The organism is Pseudomonadota bacterium, from assembly GCA_018823285.1.
Lineage (GTDB): Bacteria > Desulfobacterota > Desulfobulbia > Desulfobulbales > JAGXFP01 > JAHJIQ01.
This window is the reverse complement of record JAHJIQ010000018.1, coordinates 12,373-38,474: the sequence shown is the minus strand read 5'-3', so window position 1 is coordinate 38,474 and position 26,102 is coordinate 12,373. Positions and strand designations below refer to the sequence as shown.

Annotated in this window: 16 protein-coding genes; 8 read left to right on the top strand and 8 right to left on the bottom strand. The window is 54.7% G+C overall.

Annotated features, from left to right (window positions below; genetic code table 11):
* The first annotated feature begins 11 nt into the window (after positions 1–11).
* Positions 12–1,403 carry an NAD-binding protein gene (locus KKG35_05635; GenBank protein MBU1737603.1) on the top strand — a complete coding sequence of 464 codons (1,392 nt, stop codon included), beginning with the start codon at positions 12–14 and terminating at the stop codon, positions 1,401–1,403.
* Between the two features lie 223 nt (positions 1,404–1,626).
* Here the strand turns inward: KKG35_05635 and KKG35_05630 are convergent, their stop codons facing one another.
* The 6 genes from KKG35_05630 to KKG35_05605 form a co-directional block, all read right to left on the bottom strand.
* Positions 1,627–2,265 (bottom strand): response regulator transcription factor, encoded by a 639-nt coding sequence (locus tag KKG35_05630; GenBank protein ID MBU1737602.1) that lies wholly within the window; start codon positions 2,263–2,265, stop codon positions 1,627–1,629.
* 229 nt (positions 2,266–2,494) lie between these two features.
* Positions 2,495–3,478 (bottom strand): ferrochelatase, encoded by a 984-nt coding sequence (gene hemH / locus KKG35_05625; protein ID MBU1737601.1) that lies wholly within the window; start codon positions 3,476–3,478, stop codon positions 2,495–2,497.
* A gap of 10 nt (positions 3,479–3,488) precedes the next feature.
* Entirely contained in the window at positions 3,489–4,127 is a 639-nt protein-coding gene (locus KKG35_05620) for an HDIG domain-containing protein (GenBank protein ID MBU1737600.1), read from the bottom strand.
* The gene (gene hemE / locus KKG35_05615; GenBank protein MBU1737599.1) at positions 4,124–5,164 is read right to left on the bottom strand and encodes a uroporphyrinogen decarboxylase; all 1,041 of its coding nucleotides are present in this window, start codon (positions 5,162–5,164) and stop codon (positions 4,124–4,126) included. The genes KKG35_05620 and hemE overlap by 4 nt, the downstream gene beginning before the upstream one ends.
* 148 nt (positions 5,165–5,312) lie before the next feature.
* A complete protein-coding gene (locus tag KKG35_05610; protein ID MBU1737598.1) occupies positions 5,313–6,377 on the bottom strand; it encodes a radical SAM protein in 1,065 nt (354 codons plus the stop codon).
* 678 nt (positions 6,378–7,055) lie between these two features.
* A complete protein-coding gene (locus KKG35_05605; protein ID MBU1737597.1) occupies positions 7,056–8,369 on the bottom strand; it encodes a PhoH family protein in 1,314 nt (437 codons plus the stop codon).
* A gap of 222 nt (positions 8,370–8,591) precedes the next feature.
* On the opposite strand from KKG35_05605, the gene KKG35_05600 reads away from it, so the two are divergent.
* Entirely contained in the window at positions 8,592–10,253 is a 1,662-nt protein-coding gene (locus KKG35_05600) for an NAD+ synthase (protein ID MBU1737596.1), read from the top strand.
* Complete coding sequence (locus tag KKG35_05595) at positions 10,253–11,956, top strand: amino acid ABC transporter substrate-binding protein (GenBank protein ID MBU1737595.1); 1,704 nt, start codon at positions 10,253–10,255, stop codon at positions 11,954–11,956. The genes KKG35_05600 and KKG35_05595 overlap by 1 nt, the downstream gene beginning before the upstream one ends.
* Positions 11,957–12,154: 198 nt before the next feature.
* Here KKG35_05595 and KKG35_05590 read toward each other — a convergent pair whose 3' ends face one another.
* Positions 12,155–14,455, bottom strand: coding sequence for a PAS domain S-box protein (locus KKG35_05590; protein MBU1737594.1), 2,301 nt, complete (start codon positions 14,453–14,455; stop codon positions 12,155–12,157).
* A 151-nt stretch (positions 14,456–14,606) separates the two neighbouring features.
* Positions 14,607–16,136, bottom strand: coding sequence for an AMP-binding protein (locus tag KKG35_05585; protein ID MBU1737593.1), 1,530 nt, complete (start codon positions 16,134–16,136; stop codon positions 14,607–14,609).
* Positions 16,137–16,493: 357 nt separating this feature from the next.
* On the opposite strand from KKG35_05585, the gene hisD reads away from it, so the two are divergent.
* The 5 genes from hisD (at position 16,494) to KKG35_05560 (ending at position 25,925) form a co-directional block, all read left to right on the top strand.
* On the top strand, positions 16,494–17,807 hold the full coding sequence (hisD, locus tag KKG35_05580) for a histidinol dehydrogenase (GenBank protein ID MBU1737592.1): 1,314 nt from the start codon (positions 16,494–16,496) through the stop codon (positions 17,805–17,807).
* On the top strand, positions 17,794–18,465 hold the full coding sequence (gene rsmG / locus KKG35_05575) for a 16S rRNA (guanine(527)-N(7))-methyltransferase RsmG (protein MBU1737591.1): 672 nt from the start codon (positions 17,794–17,796) through the stop codon (positions 18,463–18,465). Before hisD ends, rsmG begins: the two co-directional genes overlap by 14 nt.
* A gap of 285 nt (positions 18,466–18,750) precedes the next feature.
* Complete coding sequence (locus tag KKG35_05570) at positions 18,751–20,145, top strand: diguanylate cyclase (protein MBU1737590.1); 1,395 nt, start codon at positions 18,751–18,753, stop codon at positions 20,143–20,145.
* 117 nt (positions 20,146–20,262) lie between these two features.
* The gene (locus tag KKG35_05565; protein MBU1737589.1) at positions 20,263–23,133 is read left to right on the top strand and encodes a response regulator; all 2,871 of its coding nucleotides are present in this window, start codon (positions 20,263–20,265) and stop codon (positions 23,131–23,133) included.
* Positions 23,130–25,925 carry a response regulator gene (locus KKG35_05560; protein MBU1737588.1) on the top strand — a complete coding sequence of 932 codons (2,796 nt, stop codon included), beginning with the start codon at positions 23,130–23,132 and terminating at the stop codon, positions 25,923–25,925. Before KKG35_05565 ends, KKG35_05560 begins: the two co-directional genes overlap by 4 nt.
* Positions 25,926–26,102: the final 177 nt, after the last annotated feature.

The following is a 26,102-nucleotide window of genomic DNA, read 5'->3' as shown; positions in this document are numbered from 1 at the left end:
ATCATGGGATCATGAAAAACTCCCGAACCGTCCAGGCGCTGCTCCTGTGCACCCTGATCACCTTTATCGGGGCAGCCGGTTACATGCTCATTGATGACTATCCTTTACTGGACGCGATCTATATGTCCGTCATCACCATCACCACTGTCGGCTTCGGGGAAATAAGGCCGCTTTCCGAGGCCGGCCGGATGTTCACAACCGGCCTCATCCTTCTCGGTTTCAGTTGTCTTGCCTTCGCGGGCCACGCCGTGGTTGAATCCCTGCTTGAAAAAGTCTGGTCAGGTAATTCGGAGAAAAAGAAGATGCAGAAGAAAATCGATGCGCTTAAAGGACATTACATCATCTGCGGGTTCGGCAGGGTCGGAAAGGCTGCGGCTGAGCAGCTGGCCCACCACCATACCGGGTTCGTGATCATTGAACATTCCCCGGAGCAGATTGCCTTGATCCGAAAAAGCGGTTTTCTTTACCTGGAAGGAGACGCAACCGATGAGAATCTGCTTCTCCAGGCAGGCATCAAAAACGCGAGCGGCGTCCTCGCTCTTCTGGCCTCCGACCCCTTGAACCTTTTCGTCACCCTTTCGGCCAGGGAAATGAACCCGACACTCCAGATTATCGCAAGGTCGGGCAGCGAGATCAACGACCAGAAAATCCTCAAAGCCGGCGCCGATGACGTGGTTTCTCCCCATGCCATGGCCGGAGAGCACATTGCCAATGACATCCTTGCCGCCGCCGGCAAATACAATCAGATCATCACCTCCGGAAAAACTTCGACCAATCCGGAACCCCGATGGCTGAAAGTGGTGCAGGGCTCCGGCCTGGACGGCTCGACTATCGCAGAGATCAGTCGGCAGGGCGGGAACAAGATTCTCGGGCTTCGTAAAAAGGAGAGAGATATTATCCAGCCGGACGAATTCCTGGTCGTTGACGAAGGCGATGAAATCTTCATCCTGGAAGTCCAGGTGCCTCCCGTGTCTCAGTCAAACAGCCGGGTTCCGAAAAAACTTGTGATCATCGACGACAACCCGGTAATCCGTCATCTCTACTCCCGTCTTTTCCAGAAAGCGGGTTTTGTGCCGATAACCGCCGATGACGGTGAGGAGGGTTTACTTCTGATCAGGCGGGAAAAACCCGTTGCGGCCGTCATTGACTACATGCTGCCGGGGATTTCTGGGATTGAGGTCTGTGAAAAAATTCGCCGGGATGAGGAATATTCCGGAATCACGCTGATCATTTTCACCGCAGATCAGGAACCGGCCACTCGGGAAAAAGCCCTCAGGTCCGGAGCCGACGAGGTGATTGTCAAGAGTGCGGACGCCCAGAAGATTGTCGAAACCGTTACGGCGGCGCTTCATGAAAGGACCCCGGCGGGATCCCGACAAGGCAAAGATGAGAGGACTAAATAAAGAAGAGCCCGTCATTGTCCAGGGGGAACAATGACGGGCTCAGGTGGAGGCCGGGGATGGGGAATATCCCCGTAAAACAAACTTGAGGAAGTTTCTTTCCCGATATCATACAAAAACTGCGACACTGCGTCTGTCAGCAAAATGCTGATTTTTTTGTAAGGTTTTTCCTACAAACTACGGAATGGTTACTGTGAGATCAACGGTTACCGAAGAGAGTGCCGAATCAGCTGACAAGCCCGTTCTGGATGGCATAGCGAAGGAGATCGCCGGTGGATTCAAGACCCATCTTGTCGAGCACCCGGCTCTGATAGGTACTGATGGTTTTTGGACTTAAAGTGAGCTCCATGGCAATTTCCTTAATCTTTCTGCCCCTGGCAAGCATGATCATCACCTGAAATTCCCTGTCGGACAAACTGTTATGAAGTGGTCCGTCATTGTTGTTTTCCAGCGCGTCAGCCATCTTTTCGGCCAGTGAGTTCTGAATATGCTTGCGGCCTGCCGCCGCATTCCGGATGGCCAAAAGCATTTCATCGGCCGAACTCCCCTTGTTCAGGTAGCCGGAAGCACCGGAGCGGATCACTCTTAATGCGTATTGCTCTTCACTGTGCATGGTCAGGATAAGAACCGCCACCCCGGGAAAGTTCTTTTTTATTTCGGTCAGGACTTCGAGGCCGTCCATTCCCGGCATTGATATATCAAGGAGGACCACATCACAGCAGTTATCGTTCTCCCGGAGCCAGTCCAGAGCCACCCGCCCCTCTGCCGCCTCACCGCAGACGATCATATCCTGACAATCTTCGATAATCCCCCTGAGGCCTTCCCTGACGATGGAATGGTCGTCAGTGATAAATACCCGGATGATTTTATCATCATTCATGTCAATTATTCCCCTCAAAGCAGGCAACTAAACCCGGGAATATGAACCCGGCCCCCCTCATTTTCGAAGTCACCCCCCGTTCCTGTCGAAAACAGACTGCACCTGGGCTTATATATTTAACCGAGATTCAAGACAGGCGCCAGCCCAAAACCACACCGGAGACCCACCACTCCACACGAGAGCATCAGATATGGCATTGGCCGGGCAATATTGATCAGGAAATCCACCCTTTTTCACAGCAGGCAATAAGGGTCAGATCCCTAAGGGCACTGATGAATTTCTCATTAAGATTCGGCGCAGCGGTTCTCTCAAATCTGATCCCCATTTCCTTTGCCAGATCTTTATACTGAATATCGAGCTCATAGAGGGTCTCCACATGATCGGAGACGAAACTGATCGGCACGGCAAGAACATTCCTGCACCCCTGATCGGCAAGCTCCCGGAGCATCTCCGGGGTTGACGGAGAAAGCCACTCAACCGGACCGCTACGGCTCTGGAAACAGAGGCGGCCAACCACCCCGGTTTTGCCTTCTACCGCCCTGATGGTTTTCTCCAGATCCTCCAGATAGGGATCCCCCTCCTCAATAAATTTCACCGGCAGGCTGTGCGCACTGTAAATCAACTGAAAATCATCGCCACCAAAGACTTCGGCCCCATCTCTGATACTGTCGGCAAGACAGTCGGTATAATCAGCCTGCTCCGGCCATGATTCAACGGCGGCGATTTCGAAATCAACGCTACTTGCGGCGGCAGCCTTTCTGAGATCGGCAAGGGAGGAGCCGGTCGTGGCAATCGAATAATGAGGGTAAAGAGTCAGGGCCACGATTTTTTTGATCCCTGACGCGGCCAGGCTTTCCAGGGTGTCGACTGCAAATGGCTGCCAGTAGCGCATGGCCATCGAGACCTTGAACACTCCACGATCAGCCAGGGACTTCTCAAGGGCAGCCCCCTGCTCCGCGGTGATTCTCGCAAGGGGCGATCCTCCCCCGATCAACCGGTAAGACTCCATGCTGACCGGGGCTCTTTTTCCGGCAATCCGTCTGGCGATGAATTTCTGCATGAACCAGGGGCCAAGGCGAATGATCTGCCGGTCGGAAAAAAGGTTGTAGAGAAACGGCTCCACATCCTCAAGTTTTTCCGGCCCGCCCAGATTGAGAAGCACTACGGCGATGGGCTCTTTCACATTACTCTTCAACATCAGGCAGCAATCAATTCCGAAAGATTAATAATGAATCACCACACGAGCAACTCCGCCCGGCGCCCGGTTGCGGTTCCGTATTCCTGACTGAATCAAAAAATGAACCATTCTCCCGCAGAACTTCCGCCAGTTGTTCAGGAGGAAATTCCAACCGGGCAAAGAGCGACTCCTCAACCTGGTGCCACTTGAGGCAATTCTTTCTGATCGCTTCAATCCTTGCGGAATGATTCCTGCCGTATGTCTCGACAATATAGTTCTCACGCTGCTCCAGGCTGACAACGATATCATGATTGACTCTCTTGTCGGCATAAAAGACCAGCTCATTCTCGGTGATATCCGGCAGATGGTTGTTCAGCAGACAAACGTGATCCCCGACGATGTCCGCCACTTCATTATACCCCAGACCGGCACAGATTTTCCGGCCCAGTTCCGCATGGTCGCGTCCATTATCAAGGCATGCGGTCTTGCCGATATCATGGAGCATTGCGGCGGCAACAACAAGGGGAAGGGACAGGTTGCCGCCGGCACGATTTACTCCTTCAGTGAGCAATACCGCCACCTGGGAAACGACAAGCGAGTGGTCTCGGATATTGTCGAGCATCCCGTGGGAATCAAACAGATCCAGGCATTCGTCAACCGTCGGAATCATGCCCGCATTTCACGACTGATCTTATGCACCAGTTCAACCGCCAGTTTGGCCTGCTCGGGGTTCGTTTCAGGAATAATCCCATGACCCAGGTTAAAGATGTGGCCGCGGGCGCCTTTCCCCTGTTCCAGGACATTCCGGATCCGCTCCTCCAGTTTTTCCGGCGGCAGAAAAAGAGCGATCGGATCCATATTGCCCTGGATGGAAACCTTCTGTCCGACCTTTTTGACCACGTCATCGAGATTGATCCGCCAGTCAAAACCGAGAACATCCGAACCGCAGTGCATGGTCTGGTCGAGCAGGGTCGCACCCATATTGGCAAAATAGATCAACGGGATATCGGTCACTTTCTTCAGGGCGTCAATGATTCTCTTGACGTAAGGGTAAGCAAAATCGCGGTAATCACGGGGGGCAAGAACTCCCGCCCATGAATCAAAGACCTGCAGCGCCTGGGCGCCGGCAGCAACCTGGCCCTTGAGGTACACAATGGTGCATTCGGTGATTTTGTCGAGCAGCTGCCCGTAAAGCGCCGGGGCCTGATACATCATCTGCTTGGTCAGGTGATAGTTCTTTGATGATCCGCCCTCGATCAGGTAAGTGGCAAGGGTGAACGGTGCGCCTGAAAAGCCGATCAGCGGCACCTTGTCGACCAGCTCCTTGCGTAAAATCCGGATAGTGTCCATCACATAGCCGAGATCGTCTTCCGGGTCGGGAATCCCAAGGGCATCGACCGCCGCCTGATCACGGACCGGAGACAGGAAGACCGGCCCCCTCTTCTCCTGGAATTCCAGCGGCGCACCCATCTTCTCAAGAGGGACCAGAATGTCCGAAAAGAGAATCGCCGCATCCACTCCAAGATAATCGACCGGCTGAATGGTTACTTCCGCGGCCCCTTCCGGGTTCTTGCAGAGTTCCAGGAAAGTTCCCTTGCTCCGCACCGTGTGGTATTGCGGCAGGTAACGACCCGCCTGGCGCATGATCCAGATCGGGGTATAGTCGGTCTTCTCGCCTTTGCAGGCTTTCAGGAATTCGGTTCTCATGGTTTCTCCCCTGGTGAAGGAATGAATGAAGTTATAAGTTTGGAGTTTAAAGTGATAAGTTGCGGGAGATTATTGCTCGGATAACGAATCAACCAAAAATAACCATCCACAACTTCAGACACTTATAACTTCTAACTTTTAACTGTCCTTAAGCTTTTCTCATCTTGAAAGGCGTATGGCCGCAGAACGGCTCCTCACCCATGTAATCTCCGCTTACCGCATACGCTCTGGCGCGACAGCCACCGCAGACGCCGACATATTCACAGGCGCCGCAACGCCCCTTGTAACTCTTCCAGTCCCGCATGTCTTTAAAGAGTTCGGACTCTTCCCAGATCTCCTTGAAGGCCTTCTCTCTGATGTTCCCCGCTGATTTCGGGAAATAACTGCATGGCAGAACTTCACCGTCAACGTCGATCAGACAGATCAGCTGCCCGGCCAGACATCCTTTTGAGCCGCCGGTGGAAAACTGCAGGGTGCGCCTCTTGAAATCGTCACCCTTCGCCTTGGCCTGTTCAAGAACCACCCGGTAGTAACTGGGGGCGCAGGTCGGACGGATCAACATCTCGTCTTCGCTCTTCTCAAGCTCGTAGTGCCACTTGAGAAGCTCCTCATAATCCTCTTTCGAGATCAGCTCATTCATGATATCCTCCCCGCGGCCGGTGGGAACGATCATGAACATGTACCAGGCGGTGGCGCCCATCTCTTTGGCGAGCTTGTAAATCTTCGGGATCTCTTCCTGATTTCTCTTGGTGAACGAGGAGTTGATGAGAAACTTGATCCCCTTCTCCCGGAAGATCCGCATCGCATTCATGGTCCCGTCAAAGGCTCCGGGGACGTTCCGGAAATTATCATGAACCCCGGCAGATGAGCCGTCGAGGCTCAGGGAAACCATCTTGATCTCGGCCTCCTTGATCCGGTCAGCAATCTCCTCGGTGACCAGGGTGCCGTTGGTCGCCATGCACATCCTCAACCCCTTGGTGTTGCCGTACTTTGCAATCTCGAAAATATCGGGGCGCAGGAGAGGCTCTCCCCCGGACAAAACCACCACCGGCGACGCGTATGAGGAGATGTCATCAAGGACACGTTTCGCCTCTTCAAGTGAAAAATCGGGATGCCCCTTGGCCTCCAGTTCCGACGAGGACCGGCAGTGCACACACTTTAAATTGCAGCGTCTGGTGGTCTCCCAGGCTATCCATTTCGGTTCAAAATCCATCACAGGCCTCCCGCCGGGCAAAGGCGAAAAAGGTTGAAGGGCCGTCAAGAAAAAACTGCGCCATAAATGCCGCCTGGTTGCAGCCCCTTATGCGGTTTACAGCCTCAAAATGTGCCGTTTTTTTTTGCACAACGGCTTCGCTAATCAAGAGTACGGACTGGACAATATAGCCATTTTCTCCCCGTTAACAAAGCGCAAAGTTGCCGAAAAGGGAAAAAACAGGCCGGAAGGGAAGAACCATTATGTGGGAGCGGCCTCATACGGAAGCGGCCCTGGGAGAAGCCCCCGCGGGAAACACCCTCTTTGCGGGAACACCCTTCTTGTGGGAGCACCTTTCTTGTAGGAGCACCTTTCTTGTGGGAGCGGCCTCCCGGCCGCGAATACCCAAAGGCGCAAGGGCCACCCAAGGTTCGCGACCGGGAGGTCGCTCCCACAACACCATGCGAATTGCCCAAGGTCAATTGATTGATTCAGCAAGGCAGCAAGATTGCCTACAAAACCGCGAATACCCAAGGCCGCAAGGGCCACCCAAGGTTCGCGACCGGGAGGTCGCTCCCACAACATCAACACGGCCAAAGCCCCCGTGGGAGCGGCCTCCAGGCCGCGAATTGCCTAAGATTGCAATTGCCACCAAACCTTCTCCTCTCAACCGGGAGAGGGCGGGGGCGGCTCCTCTGATCAGAGATAATCGGCGGCGGCGCCGGCGAGCTGGCTCCGCTCGCTGCTCTGCAGGGTGATATGGCCGTGGATGGCGAGCTGTTTCATGCGCTCGACGGTATAGGTCAGGCCGTTACTCGACGAGTCGAGATAGGGGTTGTCTATCTGATACGGATCTCCGGTCAGGACCACCTTGGTCCCCTCACCGGCCCGGCTGACGATGGTTTTGACTTCGTGGGGGGTGAGATTCTGCGCTTCGTCGACAATCACATACTGCCCCGGGATCGACCGGCCGCGAATATAGGTCAGGGCCTCCATTTCGATCACGTTTTCGTGCATCAGTTTATCCACCTTCTGCTTGACCGAGGCCACTTCCTTCTCATTGCCGCCCCTGCCTTTTGTCCCCATCAGATAGGTCAGGTTGTCGAAGATCGGCTGCATCCAGTTGAAGAGTTTTTCCTCCTTGTCTCCGGGCAGATACCCGATATCCTTGCCCATGGGCACAATGGGGCGGGTGACGAGAATCCGGTCATAGCGCTTGAAGTAGAGGGTTGTTTCCAGGCCCGCCGCCAGGGCAAGCAGGGTTTTGCCGGTCCCGGCCTGCCCGACCATGGTCACCAGCTGGATCTCGGGATCGAGCAGCAGCTCAAGGGCCATCCGCTGCTGCTTGTTTCTGGGTTTCAGACCGAAGGCTTCATTGTAATCCGAATGAAGCGGCACCAGCGCCCCGTCCTTAAAGCGGGTCAAAGCCGTGTGTTTTTCATCGGCCTCATCGACCAGCACCACAAATTCATTCGGTGAAGGAGTACAGGAAATTTTCTCAAGCCGCTTCCGGGCATAAAACTCGTCGATCTCACTGCCCGGGACCACCTGCTGGCAATGACCGGTAAACAGCTCATCAAAATTTACTTTCTGTTTCTCAAAATCGGTGGTGTCGATGCCGAGGGCATCTGCTTTCAGCCGGGCATTGATGTCCTTGGAAACAAAGACCACAACCTTGCCCTGCTGCAGCAGGGTAAAGGCAACCCCCAGAATCCGGTTGTCGGCAATGTGCATGTCCATTCCATGATTCACGAGATCCTTCTCGTGGAAGATCATGAGGGTCCCGCCGTTCTCCATCTTCACCCCCTTGCCGAGATTGCCGAGGGTGCGCAGATGATCAAGCTGCCTGATCACCTGCCGGGCGTTGCGCGCCAGCTCATTGTTTTTGGATTTGAAGCTGTCGAGCTCCTCGATCACGGACATCGGCAGCACGACCACGTTGTCCGTGAAGGAGCTGATGGAGTCGGCATTATGGAGCAGCACGTTGGTATCCAGAACAAAGTATTTTTGCATGAGTCCCCTCTGATCAGGTCATTTCCGGCCCGGGGCAAATCCGTGCCGGAACAGATGACAGCCTGTAAAAAAAGCCGCCCCCTTTTTTTTTAAAACCGCCCTGTTTCTTATACGGTCACTATACTGCAAACCGGAAGATAAATAATCGAAGAATTACAATTTTCACTCCCCCTCTGCATTTTTTTGCCCTGACTTATTTTTGACTATGCTATATATCAGGTCATGAAAATTGCGCTCATCCAGACAAACCCGCTCATCGGCGACTTCACGGCCAACTGCGAAAAGATTGCCCGTTCCGCATCCCGGGCAAAGGAAGCGGGATGCGAGCTTGCGATCTTCCCCGAACTCGCGATCGCCGGCTATCCGCCCCAGGACCTTCTGGAAAGAGGCTCTTTCCTGGCCGATCACGATCTGGCGCTGACTGAACTGATTGCAGGCATCAGGGGGATCGGCATCATTACCGGGGCCATCACCCGCCACACCGCGGAGTGCGGCAAGCCGCTTCATAACAGCGCCGTATTCTTCAAAGATGGCCGGATCCTGGCCACCGCCCACAAAAGACTCCTGCCGACCTACGACGTTTTTGATGAGGCCCGCTACTTCGAGCCGGGCAGCCGGAGCACTACCATTCAGTTCATCGGCAAAACCATCGCTCTCTCCATCTGCGAGGACATCTGGAACGACAAGGACACCTCCGCCCGGCCACTCTACAACCTCGACCCCTTACCGGAACTCATCTCTCCTGCCGGAGGCAAAGCGAACCTGCTCGTGAACCTTGCCGCCTCGCCCTTCCGCCATGGCAAAATCATTGAAAAGCACCGGATGTTCAGAAATATCTGCCGAAAATACGACACTCCCCTGCTTTACGTAAACCAGGTCGGCGGCCAGGATTCGCTTCTCTTTGACGGTCACAGTCTCGCCATGGACCGGTCCGGCGAAGTGAGGCATATGGCAGCAGGCTTCACGGAGGATATGCTGGTCATCGATTCTGAGGAACTTGTCGGCGGGACAGGAGAAAACATCATCCCCGAACCGGACAACCTCGCCGATGTCCATGCCGCTCTGGTCATGGGAACCAGGGACTACCTTGGCAAGTGCGGATTTAAAACCGGCATCATCGGTCTTTCCGGCGGCATTGATTCCGCCCTCACCGCCGCCATCGCCTGCGAAGCCCTCGGCCAACGGAACATTACCGGGGTGGCGCTCCCCTCAAGATACAGCAGCGCCGAGAGCGTTGAAGATGCACAGCGGCTGGCGGAAAATCTCGGCATCGATTTTGAGATTCTCCCGATTGAGGATATCTTCCGGGTCCAGCTCGAAACCCTGGCCCCGCTTCTCGGAGAACTTCATCAGGACATCACCGAACAGAATCTCCAGGCAAGGATCAGGGGCAACCTGCTGATGGCCATCTCCAACCGGCGGGGCTCCATGCTTCTTTCCACCGGCAACAAATCGGAACTTGCCGTCGGCTACTGCACCCTCTACGGGGACATGAGCGGCGGCCTCGCGGTAATTTCCGATGTGCCGAAAGGGATGGTGTACGATCTTGCCCGGTATGTGAATCGCAGCCGGGAGATCATCCCTGCCCGGACCATTGAAAAACCGCCGAGCGCCGAACTCGCCCCGAACCAGCTCGACCAGGACGATCTGCCGCCATACGAGGTCCTTGACCCGGTGGTCAAGGCATGGCTCGAAGAGAACCGGAGTATCTCCGAGATTGTCGCTTCCGGCTACGATCGCAACATTGTCAGCGACATCATCAGGAGGATCAGAAGAAACGAATACAAGAGAAAACAGGCCCCGATGGGCCTTAAAGTTACCAGCAAGGCCTTCGGCTACGGCAGAAGATACCCCACTGCGGAAAATTACCGGGAGCGGGAATAATGTCCCCGAAAATGCTGCTCCTGGCAGTCCTGCTGGTTGTCCTGGGACTGGTGATCAGGGAAAACATGACCTCCCGACCCGACCGGATCTACCAGCTGACCGACGGCCGCATCGACATGTGCCTTTCGTGTCATCAGGACCAGAAACTCGACCCGGCCCACGACACCAGGACCCTTGGCTGTGCCGTCTGCCATCTCGGTGCTCCGCTCGCCATCGACAAGGAGAAGGCGCATCAGGGGATCGTCAAAAACCCGGGAGACCTGCGAGTGGTGGAAAAAACCTGCGGCATTGACGGCTGCCACAGCATTGATGTGCCGAAGGTGAAGAACTCCCTGATGGCCACCAACCGCGGAATTCTGGCGACGCTTCTCTACTATTGGGGCGAAGCCGAACACCAGAACGGCGACTACTCGGTGGAAAAACTTCTGCAAACCGGGGAGAACTCTCTGGCCCTGGACTATTACCGCAAGCTCTGCGCCACCTGCCATCTCTGGAAGCAGAAAAATGATCTCCCGGAGTATCCTGAATTCTTCAACGAGAAAGGCGGAGGCTGCACCGCCTGCCACCATATCAAGGGCACGGCACAACCCGGGGCTGACCCGAAGAAAGTCCACCCGCTGATCATCAGGAAAATTCCGACCGAAAACTGTGTCCGCTGTCACAACCGGAGCGGCAGAGTCGGCACCTCCTATCAGGGTATTTATGAAGCGGAAGGGTACGGCACTCCCTATGAAGACGGGACCCTTTCAAAAAACAGGCTCCCCGGCGACCGCTTCTACCTGCAGCTCGAAGATGACATCCATCACCGGAAGGGAATGGCCTGTATCGATTGCCACACCCGGGAAGAGATCATGGGCGACGGCAAGAGTTACGCCCATTATGAGGAACAGCTGGAGATCAACTGCACGACCTGTCATTCCCCGACCCCCGGCACCACTACCAAGGAGCGGCAGCTCAACAACATTTCAGGCAAAAACGGGACGTTTTCCCTGATTTCGAAAGTGGACGGCAAGGAGCACCCCCTGAAAGAGCCCAAAAAGGGGACCTGCGACTATGAAGGACACCGGCGGCTGACCTGCGAATCCTGCCATTCAAGCTGGGTCCCGCAATGTTATGGCTGCCACGTGAAAAGAGACCTGCGCGAAACCCATCTTGACAAACTGACCCTCAAGGAAACTCCGGGCTGGTGGGAGGAGGGCCGTTCCTACCTGCGTTATGAAAAACCGATGCTCGCAGTATGGGGTAAGGAGGTGGTGATTGTCACCCCCGGTTGCCAGGACATTGTGACCCTGATCAACGCGGACGGCGCGCCGGACCGGCAGTTCAACTCATTCACCATGGCCGCCCTCAATCCGCACACCACCCAGACCGGGGGCAGGAGTTGCGTTGACTGCCACGCCTCGCCGAAAACCATCGGCCTCGGCACCGGCACCCTGCAAAGGAAAGGTGGTGAATGGTCATTCTTTCCGGTCGACCAGGGACTGGAAACCGGCGCCGGCCCCACGCCGCCGCTCGACGGCTATGTGGACATCAACGGAAAGCCGCTGCAGAAGAGTTCCCGGGGCGATCTCCGCCCATTCAACAAGGATGAAATATCCGGAATATTAAGGGTCGGCCTCTGCCTGGAATGTCACAAGAGCTATCAGGACCCTGCCTATAGAAACTACACTCCGCAAACACCCTGCCCGGTCTATCAGGAATAATGGCCGAGAAACGGCAACCTGGCAGTTTTCGAGGCCCTAGTGTCGCGTCAAGGATGAAATGTCATAATATTTCTCAGGCATTTTTTGTGCCGGCAAGGCATGTGTTGGGTTGCATAGCAGCGCTATGCAACCCAACACGTAACGCAGGAGGCGCGAAAAACGACGAGAAAGATGTGACGGTTCAGAGTTGACGTGACACTAGATCACCTGATATATCTTGTCGACAAGCTCCCGACCTTTGTAAGGCTTTATGACCATGCCGGCAAAACCGAATTTTTCAAAATCGGCCATCACCGGATCATTTGAATAGCCGCTGGAGACCAGCCCCGTCACCTCCGGGTCAAGCTTCCTGATCATCGCAAAGGCATCCTTGCCCCCGAGTCCCCCGGGAACGGTAAGGTCCATGACCACACAAGCAAACCTGTTGCCGGCAGCAAACGCCTTGCCGTATTCCTGAACGGCCGCCGCACCATCGTCGACACAGACCGCCTCAAACCCTTCTTCTTCAAGGAACTCTTTCAACAGAGCAAGGATCTCGGCGTCATCATCCATGACCAGAACCCTCCTGCCGGCTCCTCCCCCGCCTTCCCTCTTCTCCTTTCCGGCTGAATCGGCAAAATCCCCTTCTTCGGGAGTCCCCTCCGAAGCCGGCAGAAACAGGGTAAACACCGTTCCTTGCCCCACTTTCGAATCGACCAGCAGCTGCCCGCCATGTCTGGTGACAATTGAATACACCATGGCCAACCCGAGGCCGCTTCCCGTGGCCTTGGTTGTATAGTAGGGATCGAAAAGCAGCGGCAGATTTTCCTCCGCAATACCGCACCCCTCATCCTGGAAGACGATCTTCAGATATCTCCCCTGGACGGGGAAACCCTCGCTGTTCTCCGCGGCGAGATGATTTTCAGCGGTAACTTTCAACACCCCTCCCGCCTCCATCGCCTGATCGGCATTGATGACCAGGTTGCTGACAACCTGCTGCATCTGGCCGATATCATATTCCGCCGGCCAGAGATCATCACCAATCGCAAATTCACATCCGACATTGGAGCCATGGAGGGCAAATTCAACCGCGTCCCGCAACATCCCTCCGACCTGCAGGACCTTCTTGATGGGCGCCCCGCCCTTGGCAAAGGTCAGGAGCTGGCCGGTCAACGATTTCGCTTTCATGACCGCCTGCTCGGTAGACTCAATACGTTTTGCGAGCTTTTCATCAAGATCAGGGGTCATCGCCGCCAGCGAGAGATTATTCATGATCGCGGTCAGGATGTTGTTGAAATCGTGGGCAATCCCTCCTGCCAGAAGACCTATTGACTCAAGCCTCTGAACCCTGGCCATCTCCTTTTCAATTTTTATTTTTCCGGAAATATCCTGGAAAACCAGCACCGCGCCTTCTATCCCCTGCTCTCCGGAAGTCATCGGCGAGACGCGGAAACTGACATCCTTTTCCCAGCCGTCTTTCGCCATCAGGACACAATGATTCAGAATGATCTCCGGTTTCTCACCCTGAAGAATTTTGCCCGCCGGATCATCAATCATCTTGTTGGTTCCGGAATCACGGAGGGAAAGGACCTCGCCGATCTTCCTCCCGGCAATCTCCTCTTCCGACCAGCCGGTCATCTTTCTGGCCGCTTCATTGCTGACAACCACCCGCCCTTCTTTATCGGTGGCAATCACCCCGTCAATAATGCTTTTCAGGGTGACATAAAGACGGTCCTTCTCCTGGGCGAGGGCTTTTTCCGCCTCTTTGAGACCGGTAATATCCTGAAAACTCTCAATAATTCCGGTTACTTGACCGTCATAATCAATGAACGGCCGCGCCGTTACCAGAAAGTGATGTCTGCTCCCGTCCACCTCGACCTTGACCGACTCGCAGGTGACCTCGGTATCGCCCCCGGCAATTCTCGCCATCGGGCAGCGCGGGGTGTTGCAGGAAGGTCCGGGCCTGGAATCGTAACATCTGGTCTCTGCGCTTTCCGGGAGTCGACCGAAGATTTCGCAATAGGCATCATTGGCCTCAGTCACCAGATGGTCAAAACTCGTTATACACAGGGGGATGGAACTGTTGAAAATATTCTCCAGATGGGCCTTTGAGCTTCGGAGTTCTTCCCCGATCCGCTCTTTTTCCCGATTCTCGTCATGGAGCGCCAGGTTGACGGCCAGCAGTTTCTGGTTGATCTCCCCGCTTTCCACACCGCTCTCTTTGGTTTTGAGAATGGTGACTTCGCCCAGTTTGACGAAGAGGAGAACGAAGCACGCCCCCGCCAGCATGATCGCGGCCGACCACAGTTCCAGCGGGAAGCTGAAGCCGGTAATCAGGATGACGATGAACCCGAGATAGCCGAAATGGAAAAAGACCATGAGCCCGGTGAGGAGCACCCATCGGCGATTCAGTTCCACCGGGACCTGGCGGTGAAGCTGCAGACTGCTGGAAATCGCCCAGATCATCAGTCCGGTGCCGATTGTGACCATAACGATGGAAATAAAGTGGATGACTGTCATCTGCCGCCTGAAATCCTGTAAAGATTGCCCCCTGACCGGCAAACCCCCACCGGCCCCTCAAAACCCCGTCTCCCTGAAAGAATATCAGCAAGGGACGGGGGAAAAAAACAGATCTTTTCCCCGTTGAAGATAAGTACCGCCACTTCGGCAATTAATGACTTCCCGCTTTGGGAAATGCACTGCGGACAGTTTCAGTGATCGTGCGAAAATCAATTTTCCCGCTGCCCATTTTCGGAAAATCTTCTATGACATGGAATTTTTTCGGCATGGCGATTGCCGGGAGATCCTGCGCCATCTTTTTCAGAACCTCCTCTTCGTCAATCTCCTCGGTTACCGCGGCAATGATCTTTGCCCCCTTGATGGCATCCGGGATCTCGACCACGCAGCAGAGAATCTCTTTCGGCAGGTGCTTTTCGAGCACATTTTCAACCTTGACCAGCGAGATCATTTCGCCGCCGATTTTGACAAATCTCCGCAACCGCCCCACATGCCAGAGGTACCCGTCACCATCGACCATCCCCATGTCACCGGTATCATACCAGCCGTGCCGGATATGCATCGAAGTCTCCTCAAAATCGTCGAAATACCCTTTCATGACCATATCGCCTTTCACCAGGATTTTCCCGGTCTCCCCGACACCGCATTCCTCACCGGTTTCATAATGCTCAATCCGGACCTGCACTCCCGGGAAAGGCAGCCCGACACTTCCGGGCTTGTTGTGCGCCTCCGAATTCCCGGAGATGCCCGGCGAGGTTTCAGTTGCACCATAAGCTTCATAGAGAACCATCTTGTGTTTTTCCAGAAACCCGTCCCGCAAAGAATCCGGGCATTTATCGGCGCCGCAGAGAGCAAGGCGGATACTTGCAAAATCCCCGGGCTCGGATTTACGCAGGTAACCCCAGAAAAAACTCGGCGTGCCGACCATCAGGTTCGGTTTGTCATTTTTAACGATATTGCAGATGGCCTTGAAATCAAGAGGATTAGAATACGCCACCACAGTCATTCCATGGTACAAAGGCGCCCACAGGTTGGCGGTCAATCCGAAGACATGGAAAAAAGGGAGGTTGGCGAGAAACACATCTTCACTGTTCAACCCATACCGTTCACTGAGGCTGACGATATTGGCGGTAATATTCCTATGGGTCAACTCGACGGCTTTCGGGTCTTTTTCACTGCCGCTGGTAAAAAGGATGACCGTCACATCGTGATCATCTCCCTGATGGACCAGTTTCTGCAGAATCCCGACCGGCATCTTGGACTTCAAGGCGGCCATAACCTTTTTGGGGCCGGACAGGCTCTCCATGATATCCTCGATATAGACCATGCCTTCAATAAAGGGGCAGTCTATCTTCTCAAGCAGCGCCCGGGAGGTGATGACCGTCCGGAAATCGCATTTCTTCTGGCCGTACTCGACATTGGCGGCGGCCCCGGTCGAATAGTTCAGCATCACCGGCACCCGGCCGCTCATCAGGACCCCGATTGTCGCCAATGCGCATCCTGCGGAAGTGGGCAGCATAATCCCGACAAAACCACTGTCATATTTTTTGAATTCATCGGCCAAGAGCAGGGTGGCGATCAGGGCCTTCGAGTAGGTCACCTTGCGGCCGGTGGTCCGATCTATGTAGGCCAGTTTGGCGCCGTTCTTTTTGGCAACACCGATAAAATGCTGATGGAGGGTCATTATTTATTGTTCCCCTTGTTTCTTGAGGGTTTGACTTTGGCTCCGGCAGGAGCATGAATGGTTCCCGCCGCAGGCGGAAATAAAAACATAACAGGAATAATAGGTAAAGTTGGATTCATTGGCAATAAAAATCACCTTCCCGCTCGCGCAGGCCAAATGAACAGAACACGTTGAAAGAACAAATCCTCTTCCGATCGCACGATTTGATCCTCCTCAACCATTACATATTTACTTTCACTTAAAGCTGAGCTGAGCAGTTTGTCTGCTCGTACGAAAACTTATACCCGAAGGGTGAAAAATTAATTATCCTAGGCCCGGCACCTTCAATTTCTACGGTAACACCAAGAGGAACAGAACATGATGATCACCCCCGCAAGAACCTCCGCACCGGAAGGAAAAAAACTGCTGAACACCCTCCAGGACCGCTTCCAGAGCTCCAGTGGCGGCTGCCGGGAGGCGGTTGCCGCCATCCTCGCGGAAGTCAGGTCCAAAGGTGACGCGGCGGTCGTTGAATATACCCGCAAATTCGATTCCCCGAATTTTTCCGCAAGGCAGCTCAAGGTATCCGAAGCCGAAATGGAAGAGGCGGAAAACAGGGTTGACCAGCCCCTGCTTGAAACCCTTGATCTGGCCATCGACCGAATCCGCTCCTTCCACGAGAAAGAAACCGAACAGTCCTGGATCAGGACCGACCCCTGCGGCATCATCACCGGCAGGCTGGTAAACCCGGTGGACACCGCCGGCCTTTATGTCCCCGGAGGACAGGGCGGGCAGACCCCCCTTGTGTCATCGGTCCTGATGAACGGCATTCCGGCCGGTATTGCCGGGGTGAGAAGAAGGGTGATGGTCACCCCGCCCGATGCGGAAGGCAATGTCAACCCTGCCCTTCTGGTCGCCGCCCGGAAGATCGGGATCAGCGAAGTATACAAGGCAGGCAGCGCCTGGGCGATCGGCGCACTCGCCTACGGGACTGAATCAATCCCCGCGGTCGACGTGATCGTCGGCCCCGGCAACCAGTACGTGGCCGAGGCCAAGCAGCAGGTTTCCGGCCGGGTCAGGATCGACATGGTGGCAGGACCGAGCGAGGTCCTGATCATCGCCGACGGGAACGCAAATCCTGCCTATATCGCCGCCGACATGCTCGCCCAGGCAGAGCATGACCCTCAGGCCCTGGCCATTCTGGTGGCATTATCACAGGAAACGGCAGAGCGGACAATCGCGGAGCTTGAATCACAACTCGGCAAATTGAGCCGGTCCGACATTGCGAGAAAAGCTCTGGCCGACCGGGGTGTGGTGCTGGTTGCCGAATCACTTGCCGAAGCCGTCGAGATCGCCAACCTGGTGGCCATTGAACATCTCGAACTCATGGTCGACCACCCCTTTGAACTCCTGCCCCAGATCAGGCATGCCGGGGCCATTTTCCTCGGCAGCCACGTCCCGGAGTCCGCCGGCGACTATATTGCCGGCCCCAATCATGTACTGCCGACGATGGGCACCGCCCGTTTTTCATCGGCCCTCGGGGTTGAGACCTTCGTCAAGAAATCGAGCATTATCTCATACACCCGGGATGCCTTCCTCAAAGACAGCGAACACATCCAGCGGCTCGCCAACCTGGAAGGTCTGACCGCGCATGCAAGATCGGCTTCCGTCAGATCAGATGGCCGCAACTGATCTGCTGCGCGAGGGCTTGTCGGCCCTGAAAATCGTGGCAGATGAGAAAATCATCGACCAATTCCAGCTCTATTGCCGGGAGCTGAAAAAATGGAACCGCCGAATCAATCTGGTGGGAGAGGACTCGGACCTCGCCATCGTTGAACACCACTTTCTCGATTCCCTGACCGTCCTCCCGCTCCTCGGTGACTGCCCCCCGCCCGGCCTGGTAGATGTGGGGAGCGGCGCCGGTTTTCCGGGACTGCCGCTTAAAATCATGCGCCCGGATCTCCCGGTGAAACTTGTTGAACCGCGGGGCAAGAGGGCCTCCTTCCTGCGCCACATCATCCGGACCCTGGAACTCAAAGAGGCGGAAGTCCTTGAATGCCGCCTGGAGGAAAATGAACCGCAGCTTGAAGCATTGCGCCACAACACACCGCTGATCATCAGCCGGGCGGTTACCGCAATCAGCCCCTTTCTTGAGATGAGCCGCCCTTTCGTCGCCGAAGAAGGGCGGGTGATCTGCATGAAGGGACCACGGACGGAAATCGAACTTGAAGAGTGGAAGTCTTCAGGGGGAGAGAACCGCGGTTTTTCTTTTTCCACCCTCCACACCCGGACCCTGCCGTTCTCAGGAATATCAAGGAATCTGCTGGTTTTCACCTATCGGAAACGGTGAGCCCGCATTTTGCCCGGATGTGCATTTTCCCTTTTGTCGGTCACCTGAAAAGGCACGAGACAAGCGGACAGCGTCATCTCACCCATTGATATATCGTTGCCTGATCGGGACGCATACGACTGGTTTTTTTCAAATTCATCACCTTTTCAAAGCCAGACCACTTTCCCCGGACCCATTCCGGTAATATTTCCGAATAATTTTTGCTTTAGTCCCGCCATCTGTCGTAACATGAAGGTTGGCATCTGCTCTTGACCGATATTATTATTTTCGACCTTTCCAGGCAGCATGGAACCAGAGATACTCATTGTAAACAACAATCAGGAAGACCTTGATGAACTCGCCGCCCTGGCGGAAAAGTCCGGGCTTAAGGCCGCCTGCTTTCTGACCGCTGCGGAAGGGTGGGAGCAGATTGAAAAAGGAGCGCCTGATTTTGTGATCGTCAGCCGCTCCCTGCCGGACCAGGGAAAATCCCTGCTCCGGCAAATCAGCAAGCTGGGCAGCCGGAAAATTCCCGTAGTCCTGCTCTGCGATGAAGAGTACCTGTCCCCGGAAACCTCGCCCGAGAAAGGTGTGGACCTGTATCTCACCAGACCCTTCGCCCCGACTTCCCTCAGCAGCATTCATCACTGTCTCGCCATGATGCGCGATCATGAAAACCCCCTGCTCAAGGAAAAGGACAAGACCATCACCCGGCTGCAACAGGAAATGGAAGACCTCCAGGAACAGATTGAACAGGCCTTTGCCATGTCGAACCAGACCGCCATTGAAGCGGAAATGGCCTATATAGAACTGAACACCATCTTCCGGGCAGTCACCAACGGCATCGTCCTGATCAATCAGGAATTCAAGGTGATCCGTTTCAACCAGGCATATCAGGACTTGACCGGCCTGAGCCGCGAGGAGATCAAGGGCAGCAGATGCCACGACATTTTCCCGTACCATCTCTGCGGCACCGACCAGTGTACCATGAAGCAGATAGTCTCAGGCAGGCTGGAGCTGGTTGAACAGGAACTTGAGAGAAAAATGCCCGATGGGGCTATCCGGCACTTCCACCTCACCGCCACCCCGTTCCGCGGCCCGGACATGAAACTGATCGGCATTGTGGTCTATATCATGGACATCACCGAAAACGTCCTGGCCAAAAAGGCCCTGGAAGAAAGCCGCGCCATGTACCGGAAAATGAGCCTGGTCGATGAATTAACCGGGCTGTTCAACAAACGGCATTTCAACAAGACTCTGGAATTCGAGATAGACCGGGCGGAAAGATACGGCAACAATCTTTCCCTGATCATGATGGATATCGACAATTTCAAGATCCATAACGACACCTACGGCCACCACAATGGTGATGTGGTACTCAGCCGGCTCGGGGAAATTGTCGCCGGCTGTGTCAGATCCTGCGATATCGCCTGCCGATACGGCGGTGAGGAATTCGCGATCATCCTGCCCGAAACTCCCGGCGAAAGCGCGATCACCGTGGCCGAAAGGGTGCGCAAGGCCCTGGCTGAGACAGAATTTTATCCCAACCCGGACGAAGCGGTGATCAAAACCTTGAGTCTCGGCGTGGCACAATACTCCAAAGGAGAAAAACTGGCGGGATTGGTCCGCAGGGCCGACCGAAACCTCTACACGGCCAAAAAGAGCGGCAAAAACCGTTACGTTTTCGACCAGACACCCTGAATATCACCATATTCTCTTGCCTCATCCGGCGTCTTTCCGTTATCTTGACCGGATCACCATGAGAGGAACTTTACCGACACCCCTTTGACCACGCCTGTTTCGGACAGGCCGGAGTAAATGACTCAACTCCAGAAACTCTTTTCATCCTTCGGGCACACGTCTCGATGTCTCGCAGGCTCGCTTATCGGGACGAGCGGACGAGCTGCAGAATTCAGCATGATCGCCTTACTGGTATTCTTTCAGGGGGTTCTCTGCCCGGCAGGCAGTCTCTCGGCCGGACCTCTGGTGATGGTCCCGGAGCAGACGATTTACAATCCCGGCACCCATCTGGAAGTGCTCGAAGACCGGGAAAAATCCCTCACCATAGACACTGTCTCCGCCTCCCCTTATGCAGCGGCATTCACTCCCTGCCGGGAAAAGACTCCCAATTTCGGTTTCACCTCCTCCGCCTACTGGCTCCGCTTCTCCCTGACCGGAGACATGAGCGGGAGCGACCGCTGGCTCCTGGAAATCTCCTACCCGCTTCTCGACTCGGTAAAGGTCTATCTGCCCCGGGAGGACGGAAGCTACCTTGAAAAAACAGCCGGCGATCTGAAACCTTTTGCCGACCGGGAGATCAGAAATCGGAACTTCCTCTTTGACCTGCCGAAAAATCTGCTGAACAACCTGCCGGTCTATATCAGGTTCGAAACCGAAAGCACCATGAACATGCCCATGACCATCTGGGCAAAAGAGGCCTTCGCGGAAAAGAACAATCACGCCCAGTTCGGGCTTGGCATGTACTACGGTTTCCTGCTGGTGCTCGCTGTTTACAGCACGCTCCTGTGGCTCACCGTCCACGACCGGAACTACCTGTATTACCTTCTGTTCATTGTCAGCTTCGGACTGTTCCAGGTCACCCTGAACGGTTCCGCCTACGAGTACCTCTGGCCCCGTCTGGTCTGGTGGAACAACTACTCGACCCCGATCTTTGTCGTTGCCTCGGCAGTCAGCGTCGGCTTTTTTACCCGCTCCTTTCTGGTCACCAGAGAAAACTGCCCGCGCCTGGACAAACTGATCCAGGCGCTCTCGATCATCAGCATGGCAGGAATTATCTCTGCGCTGACCGGCCATTATTCGCTGGCGATCCGCACCAGCTCCCTGATGGCCCTGCTGATCATCTTCACCAACGTTGTCTGCGGGATCATCTGTATCATCAATAAATACCGGCCGGCCCGTTATTTCATGGTCGCCTGGTCGATGTTTTTTCTCGGGGTAATGAGTAATGCACTGCGGGCTTTCGGGGTGCTGCCGGCCAATTTCCTGACCATTTCCGGGCCGCAGATCGGCTCATCGATGACCATGATCATGCTGGCCCTGGCCCTGGCAGACCGCTTCAACATCATGAAAGAGGAAACCATCAAGCTCGAGGCGCAATACCGGGCAATATTCGATAAAGCCGCGGAAGGGATATGGCGCACATCCGCCGACGGGAAGCTTCTGCTTGCAAACCCCGCCCTGGCGAATATTCTCGGCTACGCAGATGCCCATGATATTCTGCAGGCCCAGCCGGAGCTCGACCGGATTTATGTTGATCCGGGCGATCGGGAACGCCTGAGAAAAAGGCTGTTCACCTCCGGCACCATCGCAAATTTCGAGACCGAAATGTACCGGAAAGACCGAAAAGTCATCCAGGTTTCGCTGAACGCCCATGTCAGCAGGGACGATAAAGGACAAGTTGAATATCTTGAAGGGATCCTGACCGACATCACCGGCAGAAAGAAGGCCGAAGAGCTGCAGCTCGCAAAAGAGATCGCCGAATCTTCCAGCCGGGCGAAAAGCAATTTCATGGCAGCGATGAGTCATGAAATCCGCACCCCGATGAACGGGGTGATGGGGTTGACCGATATCCTGCTGAATATGGAACTGCCGGAACAGCATCGCAAATTTCTCACCCTGATCAAAACCTCGGCCGACCGGCTCCTGAACATCATCAACGATATTCTTGATTTTTCCAAGATTGAAGCGGGGAAAATGGAGCTTGAGGCGGTCGGTTTCAGCCTGCGCGAAGCACTGACCCCTTCCCTGCATCTCTTCCGCCATAAAGCTGAAGGGAAAGGACTCTCTTTCAACTGGGTCATTGACGAGCAGGTGCCGGATCTTCTGGTCGGCGACCCGGTTCGGATCAGCCAGATCCTCCTGAATCTCATCGACAATGCCGTAAAATTCACCGAAAAAGGCTCGGTGTTTGTGAAAGTGGAACTTCACGGAGAAGCCGGAGAAAACTGCCATCTCCATTTCGAGATCAGAGACACCGGCATCGGTATCCCTCTGAACCGGCAGCACCAGATCTTTACCGCCTTTTCCCAGGCGGACAATTCCCACTCCAGAAGATATGGCGGCACCGGCCTTGGTCTGGCCATCATCACCGAACTCGTCAAGCAGATGAAAGGCAGGATCTGGATCGAGAACAATCCCGAAGCGGAATCCGGCAGTATTTTTCATTTCGTCCTGAGCCTCCCGACAAGCACCGCTCCCGCCGCGCAGCCCCCCCCTCCGAAACCTGCAAAAAAGGAGGAACTTCTCCCCGCGAACCTGAATATCCTGCTGATCGATGATGAGCCGATCAACCGATTGATCGCCTCAGAGATGATCAGACAACAGGGATTCAAGGTCAGCGAAGCGGAAAGCGGGCAACAGGCCCTTGAACTCCTTGCCGGACAACGGTTCGACCTCGTGCTGATGGATGTGGAAATGCCTGGAATGGACGGTTTTGAAACTTCCCGGACCATCCGCAGTCGGGAGAAGAGGGATGTCCATATCCCGATCATTGCCCTGACCGCTCACGCAGTCGATGGTTACCGGGAAAAATGCCTCGCCGCCGGAATGGACGATTACCTTGCCAAGCCCTTTGAATATGACGACCTGCTTGAAATCATATCCCGTCATCGGACAAAACGGCACGACACTCCCGACCCATCTCCAACAGAGAAACCTCAAGACAAATGAACAAAATTCCGGCTGTCCGTACCCAACCACGATCCTATTGCCGCTTGTTGCTGATCGCCCTCACCGGGCTCATTCTGTTTCCGCCCGTGCCTTCTCTTGCCGGTGAACACGCGCAACCGGTGACCTATATTGAAGGGCAGGAATCCTATCCGCTCGACCTCCATCTTGAAATTCTTGAAGACCGGAGCAACCGGCTGACCATCGACGAGGTCACTTCACCATTCCTGAGCAGTCGTTTCGTACTCAACCGGCAACAAAACCCCAACATGGGTTTTTCAGCTTCCGCTTTCTGGCTCAGGTTTACTCCTGCCGCCAATTTTTCCACCGACAGGAAGTGGCTCCTCGAATTCGCCTACCCCCTTCTTGACCAGGTTGAGGTCTACCTCCCCGACGGGAAGGGGGGCTTCTTCCGCAAAACAACCGGCGATGCTCAACCCTTCGCTTCCAGAGAAATCCAGAATCGCAACCTGCTGGTGATCCTCCCGCAGGAAGCGCTTTCCGGCTCGCCGATCTATGTGAAGGTCAAATCCGAATCAACCCTTTCCTTTCCGGTGAACATCTGGTCGGCCCGCGCCTTCATCAAGAAATCCCACAATGAACAGTTCATCCTGGGAATTTATTACGGAATCATTCTGGTGATGATCATCTACAGCCTGCTGCTCCTGTTCACCCTGAAGGACATCGGGTATCTGTATCATCTCATCTTCATCGTCACTTTCGGAATGTTCCAGATCATCATGAACGGAACGGCCTATGAGTACCTCTGGCCGGAAATGATCTGGTGGAACAGCAACTCCCTGCCGGTCTTCATCTGTCTTTCCTGCTTCGGAGCCACCGCATTCACCAGAAATTTCCTTGAAACAAAACGGCAGAGTCCTCTCCTGGACCGGATTCTCGCCGTCTGCTCCGCCCTCGGCCTTTTCTCCGCCCTGTTGCCTTTTCTTTCGAACTACGTCGTCTCCATCAAGGTTGCAGCCTCTGAAGCTTTCATCTGCATCATCTTCATCATGATCACCGCAATCCTCTGTATGAAGAGGAAGTATCGCCCGGCCAGATATTTCATTCTCGCCTGGTCGATGTTCTATATCGGGATCATTGTGCTGGTTGTCCGCGCTTTTGGCTTCCTGAACAACGATTTTCTCTTTATTTACGGACCCCAGATCGGTTCCGCACTGACCGTTATTCTGCTTGCCCTTGCCCTGGCAGACCGCATCAATATCATGAAGGAAGAGACCTTTGCCGCCCAGGAGCAATACCGATCCATTGTTGAAAACGCCACCGAAGGAATCTACCGCACCGATCCGGAAGGCCGTATCCTGATGGTGAACCCCTCTCTGGCAAGAACCTTCGGTTACGACTCTCCGGAGGAGGTCCTGGCCGGCAACATCGATCTTGATGATATCTATGTCCACCCTGAAGACCGTTTGAAATTACGCGAGACCCTTTTCCTGGACAACGTGGTCCAGAATTTTGAAACCGAAATGTACCGGAAGGACCGGAGTCGGATCAATGTCCTGCTCAATCTCCGTGCCGTCAAGGATGGCAACGATAAGACTCTGTATGTGGAAGGCATGCTCACCGACATCACGAGCATGAAGCGGGCGGAAGAGATTACCATGGCCAAAGAAGCGGCGGAAGCGGCCAGCAAGGCCAAGAGCGCATTTCTCGCAACCATGAGTCACGAGATCAGGACCCCGATGAACGGCGTGATCGGCCTGACCAGCATGCTGCTCAAAAAAACCGGGCCGGTCGATTACCCAAAATACCTGAAGATGATCCGGGAGTCCGCCGGCAGACTGATGAATATCATCAACGATATTCTTGATCTGTCCCGGATTGAGGCGGGGAAACTTGAAATCAACACCACCCGTTTTGATATAAGGCAGACCATCAGACATGCTCTGGACATGCTCCGCCTGGATGCCGAGAAGAAAGGCCTCGAGATGCACTGGACAATCCCCGACACCCTGCCGACCCATCTTGTCGGCGACCCGGTAAGGATCACCCAGGTCCTCATCAATCTGGTGGCCAACGCGATAAAATTCACCAGGGTCGGCAGAATTGACCTTGAGCTGCTGATCGACCGGGAAAAGGAAGGGGAGATAGATCTGCATTTCATGGTCAGGGATACCGGGATCGGCGTCGCCCCCGCTGAAACCCGGAACATCTTCAACGCCTTCACCCAGGCAGACAGTTCCCATTCCAGAAAGTATGGGGGTACAGGCCTTGGCCTTGCCATCTGCCACCAACTGGTCTCGCTGATGGACGGGAAAATTTGGGTCGAAAGCAATACCGCCCCGGATGGCAATCATTCGGGGAATGGCAGCACCTTTCATTTCACCCTGACCCTCGGGATATCCGAACCTGAAAAAAACGGCAAGGATGCGGATGGGGAAAACGATGGTCTGCCGACAAAAACCAGCTTGCGGATTCTTCTGGTTGATGACGAAGAAATAAACCGTCTCGTGGCGGCAGAAAATATCCGGCAGCAGGGTTGGCACGTTGAAGAGGCTGAAAACGGCCATCAGGCCCTGGCGGCACTCCAGGGGAACCGCTTCGATCTGGTCCTTATGGATCTTGAAATGCCCGACATGGACGGCTTTGAAACAACGGGGCTGATCAGGGCCGGCGAAGCGGGAACTGGTGATCATCTGCCGATCATCGCCATCACCGCCCATGCGGTCAAAGGGTACCACGAGAAATGTCTCGCTGCGGGGATGGATGATTACCTCACCAAACCCTTCAAGCAGGAACATCTGATCGACATGATCACCAAACACGCTCGCAAATAAGGTCCCTCCGGACAGCCCGTTCACCATGTTCACCGGCTGCGATTATTTTTTTCCTGTAGGCACGACCTTACATCTTGTAGGAATTTTCCTACACGTGTATAATGGAGCGGCTTGGCAAAATATTCCTTTTATTTCGCCACTTGGCTCCTAAACCGGAGGGTCACCCCTCCCCAGATA